Genomic DNA, 11,307 nt, shown 5'->3' with positions numbered 1-11,307 from the left:
CTACCTCTTCCGGGTTCCAGGGATCAGGCCGGCCACCATCGAGATGATGCTGATAATGAGCGATGCCAGGATTGCCGTCCAGAAGAACGAGTCGAGGGTGAGGTGTACGGGCGTGAAGGAACTCAGCCAGGCGGTGAGGTACAGCATGGCTGCATTAATCACGATAGTGAACAGGCCAAGCGTCAGGATGGTGACCGGAAGGGACAACAGCCGGACCAAGGGACGCACCACTGCGTTCACAACACCGAAGATCAGGCCTATAAACAGATATGCCAGTATGATTCCGGCCGTGTCTGCGCCCTGGGTCAGTCCTGCATTGGTGGCGGCCTTTTCCGTGGCGCTGGTAGTGATGTCCATGCCTTGCAGCAGCCAGGTGGCCACCCACAGGGCAAGGCCGTTAATGAGGACGCGAATGATGAATGAACCCATGGGCCCATGGTTACACACGCACCTGATAATCAGCCCAGCGGCAGGGATGGACAGGCAAGTAGGCTTGAAGCCATGACTACTACTGACAACGCACCGGAGGGCGTACTTCCTCGCCCGGTCGTGGACAGGCTTCCTAAGTATGCGGCTGGCAAACCCCCCGCTGCGATCGAGGGCCTCACCAGCTACAAATTGTCGTCCAATGAGAACCCGCTGCCGCCTATTCCTGCAGTGTTGCAGGCAATTGCCGACCAGTCCGATATCAACCGCTACCCCGATCCCCTCGCCACCAAGCTGAGGACGGCTTTGGCCGGCTTCCTTGATGTCCCCGCTGACGACGTCGTCACCGGAGCAGGCAGCCTTGGTGCGTTGAACCAGATCCTCGCAACCTTTGCCGGACAGAATGACGACGGCAAACAGGACGAGGTCATCTACGCGTGGCGTTCGTTCGAGGCATACCCCATCTGCGTCGGTCTTGCAGGGGCCGCCAGCGTCCAGATCCCGTTGCTGGCCGACGGGCGCCATGACTTGGCGACCATGGCCGCGGCAGTCACGGTGCGCACCAAGGTAATCCTCCTCTGCACTCCAAACAACCCCACAGGGCCGATTCTCACTGCGGAGGAAACTGAGCGCTTCATCCAGTCGGTTCCCCCCAACGTGGTGGTGGTTATCGACGAGGCTTACCAGGAATTTGTCCGGGACGATGCTGCAGTGGACGGGATCAAGCTTTACCGCACGTATCCCAATGTCGTGGTGCTGAGGACCTTCTCCAAGGCCCATGGGTTGGCCGGACTGAGGGTCGGATACAGCGTCACGGGTCCGTTGCTCACCCAGCACCTCAGGGTTACCGCCACCCCCTTCGCCGTTTCCCAGATCGCTGAACGCGCCGCCGTAACCTCCATCGAGAATTTTGATCAGGTTGTGGAAAGGGTACAAAGCCTCGTGGACGAAAGAGACCGCGTGACGGCTGGCCTTCGGGAGCTTGGATGGTTCGTTCCAGAGGCGCAGGGAAACTTCATTTGGCTGAACCTCGGACAGCACAGCGGCGAGTTTGCGGCCTTGGCAGCGGAACGCGCGCTCTCAGTCAGGGCCTTTGCCAATGAGGGCGTCAGGGTAAGCATCGGCGAGGTGGAAGCCAACACAAGGTTCTTGGAACTCTGTGCAACTTATACAAAGGCACCGCTGCGTTCCTAGCGGTTAACAAATGCGCCAACCCAACTTACTGCCGATAAAGTAAGGGACGAAAGCCAATAATATGCCCGTTCCGGAATACATTCCGGAACGGGCATATATCCCAGCGACAGACACTGCCCGGCGCCCCGCCGCGGTAAGCAAGGAGACGGAATGGGCTCGACACAACTGCCCCCCGGGACGGAAGAAACTCTCGCGGCAACCTCCGCGGCAGCAGCCGCGCCAGGGGAACCGGTGGAAATGGTTCAGTTGCTGGGCCCTGACGGAAAACTGGGCTCGGATCCTGTCTTCTCGGACTATGCCAAGCGCATCGACCCGGAGAAGCTGCGCGTCTTTTACACGGACATGGCCAGGATTCGTCGTTTCGACCAGGAAGCCACCGCCTTGCAGCGTCAGGGTGAGCTCGCCCTCTGGGTGCCGTTGACCGGCCAGGAGGCGGCCCAGATCGGTTCGGGGCACGCCAGCCAGGCCCAGGACTATATCTTCCCCACCTACCGTGAACATGGCGTTGCACTTGTCCGCAACGTAGACCTTGCTGAGCTCCTCAAGCAGTTCCGGGGTGTCTCCAACGGTGGCTGGGATCCCCGCGAGAACAACTTCCATCTGTACACGCTGGTCCTGGCGGCCCAAACGCTCCACGCAGTTGGCTATGCCATGGGCATCCAAAGGGACCAAAAGCTGGCCGCGGCCACCGATTCGACGGATCCCAAGGCCGCCGTCATCGCCTACTTCGGAGACGGTGCCAGCTCGGAAGGCGACGTCCATGAGTCCATGGTCTTCGCTGCTTCCTACGACGCACCTGTGGTGTTCTTCTGCCAAAACAACCACTGGGCCATTTCGGTACCCACCGAAGTCCAAACCAAGGTTCCGCTGGCCAACCGTGCCAAGGGCTACGGGTTCCCGGGAATCCGGGTTGATGGCAACGACGTCATCGCCGTCCATGCCGTCACCGAGTGGGCTCTGGAGCACGCCCGTGAGGGCCGTGGTCCTGTCCTGATCGAGGCCTACACCTACCGGGTTGGCGCGCACACCACTGCTGACGACCCCACCAAGTACCGCGAATCCGCCGAGGAAGCTGCCTGGCGCGAGAAGGATCCGCTGGACCGCCTGGAGAAATACCTGCGCGCCGAGGGGCTGGCGGACGAGGCATTCTTCGATCAAGTCAAGGCCGACGGCGATGAGCTGGCCAAGTACGTCCGCAGCACCACGCATGGCCTTGAGGTTCCCGACATCAGGGATGCCTTCGCCAGTGTTTATGCCGAACAACACCCGCTGATTGCGGAGGAACTGGCCTGGTTCGAGGAATACTCGGCCGGCTTCGAAAGTGACGAGGAGACAGCTCACTGATGGCAACCATGACCATTGCGAAGGCCATCAACGAAGGTCTCCGCGCATCGCTGACCAACAATCCCAAGTCACTGCTCATGGGCGAGGACATCGGGCATCTTGGTGGTGTCTACCGGGTTACCGACGGACTCATCAAGGAGTTTGGTGAAGAGCGTGTCCTGGACACGCCCTTGGCGGAATCGGGCATTGTGGGCACCGCAATCGGCTTGGCCCTTCGTGGGTACTCTCCCGTATGCGAGATCCAGTTTGACGGCTTTGTCTACCCGGCTTTCAACCAGATCACCACCCAGCTGGCCAAGATCCATGCCCGCAGCCTCGGCAAACTCACCGTTCCGGTGGTCATCCGCATTCCCTACGGTGGCGGTATCGGCTCGATCGAGCACCACTCCGAGTCGCCGGAAGCACTGTTCGCCCACACGGCGGGATTGCGCATCATTTCCCCGTCCAATGCCCACGATGCCTATTGGATGATCCAGAAAGCCATTGAGTGCCAGGACCCGGTCATCTTCTTCGAGCCCAAGCGCCGCTACTGGCTCAAGGGTGAAGTGGATGTCCAGAATGCCGGCCTGTCCGAGGATCCCTTCAAGGCACATATAGTCCGCGAGGGCACTGATGCCACCATCGTGGCCTACGGACCGCTGGTTCCCGTAGCCCTGGCCGCAGCCAACGCTGCTACGGAGGACGGCCGGAGCATTGAGGTCATCGACCTCCGCTCCATCTCGCCCCTGGATTTTGACACCGTGGAAGCCTCGGTCAAGAAGACAGGGCGCCTGATCGTCGCCCACGAGGCACCCACGTTCGGCGGCATCGGAGGCGAGATCGCGGCTCGTATCAGTGAGCGGGCGTTCCTTCACCTTGAGGCCCCCGTGATCCGCGTTGGCGGGTTCCACATGCCGTACCCCGTTGCCAAGGTGGAAGAGGACTACTTGCCGGACATCGACAAGATCCTGGAAGCACTCGACCGCTCGCTGTCCTACTAGCGCCTGCTGGCCCACTCAACCGCCCTGATCCTGCCCGGCTTCGTTGCCTGGTAACCGGAAATCGAGGACCACTGTGACTGTAAAGAAATTCAACCTGCCGGACGTCGGCGAAGGCCTGACCGAGGCCGAGGTAGTGGCTTGGAAGGTCAAACCGGGCGACGTCGTAGCAATCAACGATGTCCTGTGTGAGATCGAAACGGCCAAATCCCTGGTGGAACTGCCTTCTCCCTTCGCCGGCACGGTGACTGAGTTGCTGGTGGAAGAGGGCATCACTGTGGAGGTCGGCACGGCGATCATCGCTGTGTCCGAAGGTGCCGAAGGTGCGGAAGGAACTGCGGCTTCAGGCAGTTCCGGGGGTGCGGTGGCCGAAGCGACTCCGGCGGCTACCGCCGTCGAGATGCCGTTGTACGGCAAACTGAGCGTCGACGAGGACCATGATGACAACCGTCCGGCCGGTGGTCCGCTGGTAGGTTCGGGGCCGAAGGCCGACGCCGTCAAGCGCCGCGCCCGGAAGCGTCCGGCCGGTTCGGTCGAAGCGGCCACGGTCGCCGAAAACGCCGAGGGCACGGTCCAAAACCACCAAGCGGTAGTGGAAGCCAAGGCGGACGAAGTGCCCGTTTCCCACCGCACGACGCCGGCGCGCCCCACTGCTGCACCCGGCAGCCAGCCTCCGGCTGCCCAGGTGGCAAGCACCCAGGTGCCGGCTGCTTCGGCTCCTGCCCCAGCAAGCAACGCCGCGGGTACGCCGATTGCGGCTTCCCGGGGTGCGGCCATCAGCGGCACCATCAGCGGCTTGGTCAACAAGGTTTTGGCCAAGCCCCCTGTTCGGAAGTTTGCCCGCGATCTGGGAATCGACCTCGCGGACGTCGTGGCCACGGGCCAGCGGGGCGAGGTCACCCGCGAGGACCTTGTGAGCTACCAGGCGCAGCGCGATGCCGAGCACGATCAAGCCGACTCCTTCTGGGGCGCCTCCAAGAAACCGCAGGACCAGCGCATCGAGCGCCTTCCAGTCAAGGGGGTTCGGAAGGCCACCGCCAAGGCAATGGTGGAGTCGGCATTCTCCGCGCCGCACGTCAGCATCTTTGTGGACGTCGATGCCAGCCGCACGATGGAGTTCGTCAAACGGCTCAAAGTCTCCCGGGACTTTGAAGGAATCAAGGTCTCGCCGTTGCTGATCCTGGCCAAGGCCGTGATCTGGGCGGCGGCCCGAAACCCCAGCGTCAACGCCACGTGGGTGGAGAACGCAGACGGAAACGGAAACGCTGAGATCCAGGTCAAGCACTACATGAACCTGGGCATCGCAGCTGCGACTCCCCGGGGCCTCATGGTCCCCAACATCAAGGACGCCCAGGACCTGTCCCTCAAGGAATTGGCCCTGGCACTGAACGATCTGGCCACTAAAGCACGTGCAGGCAAGACCCAGCCGGCGGAGATGCAGGGCGGAAGCCTGACTGTCACCAACATTGGTGCACTTGGCATCGACACCGGAACCCCCATCATCAATCCGGGTGAGGTCGCAATCATCGCGTTCGGAACCATCAAACAGAAGCCATGGGTTTTGGACGGTGAAGTCATTCCACGCTGGATCACCACCCTTGGCGGATCCTTCGACCACCGGGTGGTTGACGGCGACTTGTCGGCCCGCTTCATGGCTGACGTAGCGGCCATTCTTGAAGAACCGGCGCTGTTGCTTGACTGACCGGCAAACAACCCCGGGTCCCGGGACGGATTCCCACCCGGAAGGTGCCTCCCGCGCGGAAGGCGCCGCTAACCCGGGTGGCGCTTCGATGGCCGGACCGGACGGTGCTTCCGCGGCTGCACCGGCCGGGGCTGGGCTGGCGGTTGCCGATGCCGGCCATGTTCCCCCGCAGCTTGTAACGGGCCACTGGCGCACGTTTGCCCGGGTTCTGACGGAAGTATTCCAGCCGCCGGTTGTGGTGATGGTGCTGCTGTTGATCAGCCCCGCAATCGAACCCGGGTTTCCTGGAACCATGTGGTTCGGACTCCTGGCCGCAGTGTTCGTCTGCGTCTTGCCGCTGGCCTACGTGCTGGTGATGGTCAAACTGGGCAGGATCACAGACCACCATGTCAGCGACCGACGCCAGCGCCCGGCGTTGCTGCTGATGGCCCTGGTCTCAGTGGTGGCCGGGCTGGGCGTACTGGAGCTGTTGAACGGCCCTGCCAGTGTCTCGGTGATGATCATTGCGCTCATCGGAGGCATCGCCATTTTGGCCGTGGTGAGTGCCTTTTGGAAGATGAGCGGCCACGCCTCTGCCTTGGCCGCGGCGGCTGTCATTGTGGTGGCCATGTTCGGACCTGCCTGGTGGCCGGTGTTGCTCCTGGTCCCGGCAGTGGGCTGGTCGCGGTTGGTCCTGCGCGCTCACACCCTGGGCCAGGTCATTGTGGGCTCGCTGTTCGGCGGAGTGGTGATCGCCGGATTGTGGTGGCTGCTGCGCGAGTGGATGCTGTAGCGGCACAGCGGCACAGCGGCACAGCGGCACAGCGGCACAGCGGCACAGCCGCGCAGTTTCGGCGCCTAGAACGCCGGGTAGCTGACCAGAAGAGCCTGGAGTTCGGTGGTGGACATGTTGTTTGCCATCTCCACGCTGATGCCCATGGCGACGGCGGCGATGGTTACCATGGCCACGCACGCCACGGACAGGAAGCGCCAGTCCTTGCGGAACACGCTGCCGAAAGTCTCGGGCATGTCCAGGCCTGGGGTGATCATGTTGGGCGCGCTGTCCCAGGAGCCGTCGTCGAGCATCGCGATGACGCGGTCGTTGCTGCGGTCAAAACGCATGGTGCTGATGTTGTTGCCGTGGCGGGCAAGAAGGATGTCGTGTCCCACGCGCTGGCGCGGCTGCAAAGTAAGCAAGAAAATGATCCCCTGAAGTCAGTAAGTGGAGGTGGCACGCGCCATTGGGGGCATTTCGATTTTATAACGATGACTTCAGGAGCCCGGCCCAAAAGACGCCAAATGCCGGGTGAGGCTCCCCACCCGGCGGCGTGATTCAGCTCGCTTTACGGCTGGTCGGTCTTGGCGATGTAGACGTCGCAGGGGGCGGTGTGCGCCACTGTGTTGGCTACGCTGCCAAGGACGCGTCCCAGGCCCTGCATGCGCCGGTTGCCCACCACGATCAAGCTGGCGTCCTGCATTTCGGCTTCCTTCACCAGTGCTTCACCAGGCTTTCCGCGCGCCGCGGAGTAGGTGATCTCGAGGCCTTCCTGCGCCAGGCGTTCTGCCACTGTGCGTGCCACGGTTTCTGCTTCGGCGGCGTCGGACACGATCCACTTGTCGGTGCCGATCTCCACCACCTCTGTGCGGTTGCTGTCGAATGCACTGACAACGCGCAGGCTGGCTCCGAGGCCAATCGCCAACTGCCGGGCGGCTTGGGCTGCCCTCATTGCCGTCTCGCTGCCGTCTACTCCGACAATCACAACTCCGGTCATTGTGTTGCTCCTTCATTGATGGCTGTGATGGCTTCTGCCAAAACTGGTGCCAGGCGGCGGACGCCTTCGGTAATGGTATCCGGCGGTACCGCGCTGAACGCCAGGCGCAACTTGTTGGAGGGGCCGTCCGCGGGTGAGAAGGCTGCTCCGGGAATGAAGACGACTCCGGCGTCGATCGCTTTGCCCAGCAGGGGATAGGTATCCACGCCGTCGGGCAGCGTGACCCACACGAAGAAGCCGCCGTCCGGCCGGGTCCAGGTGAGGCCTGCCGGCATGTACTCCTCAAGTGCCGAGAGCAAGGCCTGGCAGCGCTCAGCGTAGAGCGTGCGGTAAGTGTCGATCTGGCCTTGCCAGTCGTATTCCCGGAGGTATGCCGAGACCAGCATTTGATTCAGTGGCGGTGGGCAGAGCGTCACTGCCTCGGACGCGAGGTAGAAGCGGCGCTGGAGGTGGGCAGGAACCAGCGCCCAGCCAATCCGGAGTCCGGGAGCGAAGATCTTGGAGAACGAGCCGAAATAGATGACGTCGTCCGGGTTCGCGGCACGCATCGGCGCTATGGGATGCCCGTCGAAGCGAAGGAGTCCGTAGGGGTTGTCTTCCAGGACAATAATATTCGCCTTGCGGCATATATCGACGATCCGTTGCCGGCGCTCCGCTGCCAACGTGATGCCGGAGGGGTTGTTGAAGTTGGGAATGGTGTAGAGGAACTTGATGTTCTTGCCCTCGGACTGGAGCGCCGCGATCCTGGCCTCAAGATGCTCCGGCACCAGGCCGTCGTCGTCCATGTCGATCGGCTCCACCTCAACCTGGTACGCCTCGAACGTGTTCAGCGCGCCGACGTAGGTGGGGTTTTCCACCAAGACCACATCACCGGGGTTGCAGAAGACCTTGGTGGCTACGTCCTGCGCCGACTGCGAGCCTGCGGTGATGACGACGTTTTCCGGCAGGGCGTCGGTAATGCCCTCGGCTGCCATGACATCGCAGATCTGCCGGCGGAGTTCCTCGGTACCTTGGCCCCCGCCGTACTGCAGGGCGGTCATGCCTTCCTCGGCGATAATCCTGGCGGCGGTCTGTCCCAGCTTTTCCAGGGGCAGCGACTGCAGGTACGGGTTGCCTCCGGCAAGGGAGACGAGCCCCGGGCGCATGGAGATGTCGAAGACGTCCCGCACGGCGGACTGTTTGATATTGGCGGCCCGCGCGGAGAAGAGTTCCTCGTGCGGGTGGGCGGCCGTGGCGGCACGCTCAATGGCGTCGATGGCTTCAGCGGGCAGCGTTGCGCCGGCATCCAATGTTTCGTGGGTCACAGTGACAGGATACTCCTCGATGTTGCTAAAGAGGCAACATCTGTTTCCCAAAATCTTCGAGTGTGGCTCTCCGCGCTTTACGCATCCATCCGGAACGGCTGGAATGTAGCTATGACAGCGCATCAGGCATCCGTGACCAAGGCCGAACAGTTCCACAAACTCCACGACGCCGGGCCCACGCCGCTGGTGCTCGTCAACGTTTGGGACGCTGCGTCCGCACGTGTGGTGCAGGAAGCAGGAGCGACGGCGATCGCCACGTCGAGCTCCGCGGTCTCCTGGAGCCTGGGGTTCCGGGACGGCGACCACGTTCCGTGGGGTCTGGCCATGGCTGCGCTTGGCCGCGTTGTGGGCGCTACAACGCTGCCCGTCACCGCAGACATCGAAACCGGTTACGGACGCACCGACGACGAACTGAGGGCCACCGTCCACGCCGTCCTTGATGAAGGCGCCGTAGGCATCAATATCGAGGACTCCGGCGAGGAACCACTTACCGACACCGCCGAACAGTCACGCAGGATTGCCCTCATCCGGGCCGCTGCCGACGACCGCGGGATTCCGCTGTTTATCAATGCCCGCACCGATACGTTCCTGTCGGGACGATTCGGGGACTCAGCTTATGAGGAGACGTTGCGTCGTGCGGACTCCTATGTCGCCGCCGGTGCCGACGGCGTCTTCGTGCCCGGCGTCGTGGATCTCCATGTCCTCCATGAACTGTCAGGCCGGATACCGGCTCCGCTGAATGCGCTGGCGGGAGTCGGTGCGCCGTCGCCGTTGGAACTGCACGACGCCGGAGTGCGTCGCGTCAGCATCGGCGGCAACACCGCCAAAGCCGCATACGCCAAGGTCGCCCGGGTGGCGACTGAGATTCTGGGGGACGGCAACTGGGCAGGGCTGGCAGGCACGCGCAGCCACGACGAGATGGACGCACTCTTCGAGGAAGGGCCTCGTTACGGCGGGTGAACCATGCGACGGCGGCGCCCGCCTCAAAATGTCGGACCCCGCCGGTAGCTTGGGATCAGAAACAAAAGCCACCACGGCAGGGGAGTACGGATGGCACGACGCAGTGTGCAGTTCTGGCGCATCGAGCAGCTGAACGGTGAAGGGCTGAACCGTCCATTTCCTGCGCGCCGCGTCGCGGAGGTCCTGAAGAAGGCCCAGGACTCCGGGATTGACCGGCATTTCACCAGCGTGGATGGAACTGTCTTGCTGGCGCAGGCCGTGGCGTCCTCGCCCTTTCCCGTGGTGTTGCTGGACCGGGTCCGGGACACCAACCTGCCAAGTGTCGGCGATGCCCTTGGCCGGCGTAAACCGCTCCCGCTGGCTCCCGGTGACCACCTTCTGGAAACCACATACTTCGCGTTCCTCAAGAGGAACGTGGTTGCCGTGCTGACCAGCGGCAACGGTCCCCGGGCGTCCCGGATGGGGGATTACCTCGGTGGAATGCTGGGGCTCGAGCCTGTCCTGGTACCTGTGGTGAGGGAAGACATCGAGGAAATTCTTGCCAGGCTCGAAGTGAGCCGATTCGAATTCGCCCTTCCCGCTGAGCGCCTTACGGGAAAGCTGATGGAGGGCGAGTGGGCCGACGTCCTGGACAGTGCCTCGCGCCTGATGAATGAGGGCACGTTCCGCATTTCGCTCAGTGTTGGGCGGGCAGGAAATGCCGAGGACAAGCAGCGGATCAGGGACCGCATCCAACACCTCATCGACCTCTTCCGCAGGGCCGGTTCCGTGGAGCACTTTGACTACGTGGTGGCCGAGGGCAAGGATTCCCTGACGGGGGACAGGGAAGTGGTCGATCTGCTCAAGGAACGTTTCATCTCGCACATCGAGGTTGATCCGGATGTTTTCAACGATCCCCAAAAGTCGGTGGCCGAGGCCATTGCCATCCTCAACAAGCAGGCCAGGGACAACGAGGCATTCTTCGCCAGGACCCTCCCGGAGGTCAAAGGCTCTCCTGACAGCGGCCTGGTGCCGGACATTGTCGCCGGTGGAATGGCCGCCGTACGGGAAGCCCTCGCTGCGGCCATAGCCTCTGAGGAAGCCACAGCAGGCGGTGCGGGCCATGAGCTTGTACGAGGTTGATATTGAACGCCCCGGGCGGCGGCGGACTGTCTGGCGCTGGTTCCTTCTCCATCCCACTGCCGATTATCTGTGGGCAGCGCTCGCCGTCCTGATCTGGCTGGGGATCGCGCTGCTGGCACATCAACCCTTGATGCTTGAAGGGGCCGACGCCGGGACCCGCCGCGCTCTCTTCCAGACTCTCGCCACCTTGGCAGGAGCAACGGCCGGGCTGACCCTTACCAGCGTTTCCATGCTCATCAACGTGCTGGGCAAGAAGGCTGCACCGGGTCAACGAGAGCTCCCGCTGGAGAGACTCTCTGCAACGCATCGGCGGCAGATCGGTGAAGTATTCCTGTTTGCCATCCCGGGGTTGGGCCTGCTGCTGGTTGCTGCGCTGGTCACGATGGTGCTCGAAGGAGGCGGACCTACGGGGCTGTGGATTCCTGAAGCAGTGGTTTTCGTACTGGCCTTCGCCTCAGTGCTGGCGTTGTTGCGGGTGGCGTGGGCGTTGCGACGGGTGCTGGCCATCGCGACAGCGTGAGCAGATC

General features: G+C 62.7%; 12 protein-coding genes. 8 read left to right on the top strand and 4 right to left on the bottom strand.

Features of this window, described 5'->3' with window-relative positions; translation table 11 throughout:
• Positions 1–429, bottom strand: coding sequence for a phage holin family protein (locus tag LDN85_RS20465; protein ID WP_026543035.1), 429 nt, complete (start codon positions 427–429; stop codon positions 1–3).
• Positions 430–501: 72 nt separating this feature from the next.
• Between LDN85_RS20465 and LDN85_RS20460 the strand changes: the two genes are divergently transcribed.
• The 5 genes from LDN85_RS20460 to LDN85_RS20440 all read left to right on the top strand — a co-directional run bounded on the left by LDN85_RS20460 (position 502) and on the right by LDN85_RS20440 (position 6,415).
• On the top strand, positions 502–1,620 hold the full coding sequence (locus LDN85_RS20460; RefSeq protein WP_223944036.1) for a histidinol-phosphate transaminase: 1,119 nt from the start codon (positions 502–504) through the stop codon (positions 1,618–1,620).
• Positions 1,621–1,770: 150 nt separating this feature from the next.
• Entirely contained in the window at positions 1,771–2,964 is a 1,194-nt protein-coding gene (gene pdhA, locus LDN85_RS20455) for a pyruvate dehydrogenase (acetyl-transferring) E1 component subunit alpha (RefSeq protein ID WP_026543033.1), read from the top strand.
• Complete coding sequence (locus tag LDN85_RS20450; protein WP_223944035.1) at positions 2,964–3,944, top strand: alpha-ketoacid dehydrogenase subunit beta; 981 nt, start codon at positions 2,964–2,966, stop codon at positions 3,942–3,944. Before pdhA ends, LDN85_RS20450 begins: the two co-directional genes overlap by 1 nt.
• A 73-nt stretch (positions 3,945–4,017) precedes the next feature.
• Positions 4,018–5,643, top strand: coding sequence for a dihydrolipoamide acetyltransferase family protein (locus tag LDN85_RS20445; protein ID WP_223944033.1), 1,626 nt, complete (start codon positions 4,018–4,020; stop codon positions 5,641–5,643).
• A gap of 88 nt (positions 5,644–5,731) precedes the next feature.
• Positions 5,732–6,415, top strand: a complete 684-nt coding sequence (locus LDN85_RS20440; protein WP_155854175.1) for a phosphatase PAP2 family protein — start codon at positions 5,732–5,734, stop codon at positions 6,413–6,415.
• Between the two features lie 65 nt (positions 6,416–6,480).
• On the opposite strand, the gene LDN85_RS20435 is transcribed toward LDN85_RS20440, so the two are convergent.
• From LDN85_RS20435 to LDN85_RS20425, 3 genes are all read right to left on the bottom strand, one after another.
• Positions 6,481–6,792 (bottom strand): hypothetical protein, encoded by a 312-nt coding sequence (locus LDN85_RS20435; RefSeq protein WP_035761329.1) that lies wholly within the window; start codon positions 6,790–6,792, stop codon positions 6,481–6,483.
• A gap of 173 nt (positions 6,793–6,965) precedes the next feature.
• Positions 6,966–7,394: a universal stress protein gene (locus LDN85_RS20430; protein ID WP_026543028.1), complete on the bottom strand. Its 429-nt coding sequence runs from the start codon at positions 7,392–7,394 to the stop codon at positions 6,966–6,968.
• Positions 7,391–8,698, bottom strand: coding sequence for a PLP-dependent aminotransferase family protein (locus LDN85_RS20425; RefSeq protein ID WP_223944032.1), 1,308 nt, complete (start codon positions 8,696–8,698; stop codon positions 7,391–7,393). Before LDN85_RS20425 ends, LDN85_RS20430 begins: the two co-directional genes overlap by 4 nt.
• Before the next feature lie 111 nt (positions 8,699–8,809).
• Between LDN85_RS20425 and LDN85_RS20420 the strand changes: the two genes are divergently transcribed.
• The 3 genes from LDN85_RS20420 to LDN85_RS20410 all read left to right on the top strand — a co-directional run bounded on the left by LDN85_RS20420 (position 8,810) and on the right by LDN85_RS20410 (position 11,300).
• Positions 8,810–9,658: an isocitrate lyase/phosphoenolpyruvate mutase family protein gene (locus tag LDN85_RS20420; RefSeq protein WP_223944030.1), complete on the top strand. Its 849-nt coding sequence runs from the start codon at positions 8,810–8,812 to the stop codon at positions 9,656–9,658.
• A gap of 90 nt (positions 9,659–9,748) precedes the next feature.
• Positions 9,749–10,780 carry a hypothetical protein gene (locus LDN85_RS20415; RefSeq protein ID WP_026548498.1) on the top strand — a complete coding sequence of 344 codons (1,032 nt, stop codon included), beginning with the start codon at positions 9,749–9,751 and terminating at the stop codon, positions 10,778–10,780.
• The gene (locus tag LDN85_RS20410; RefSeq protein WP_026548497.1) at positions 10,761–11,300 is read left to right on the top strand and encodes a hypothetical protein; all 540 of its coding nucleotides are present in this window, start codon (positions 10,761–10,763) and stop codon (positions 11,298–11,300) included. Before LDN85_RS20415 ends, LDN85_RS20410 begins: the two co-directional genes overlap by 20 nt.
• Positions 11,301–11,307 lie beyond the last annotated feature (7 nt).

Origin of the sequence: Arthrobacter sp. StoSoilB20, assembly GCF_019977295.1 — a bacterium.
Classification (GTDB): domain Bacteria; phylum Actinomycetota; class Actinomycetes; order Actinomycetales; family Micrococcaceae; genus Arthrobacter; species Arthrobacter nicotinovorans_A.
This window is presented reverse-complemented; position numbering and strand designations above follow the sequence as displayed.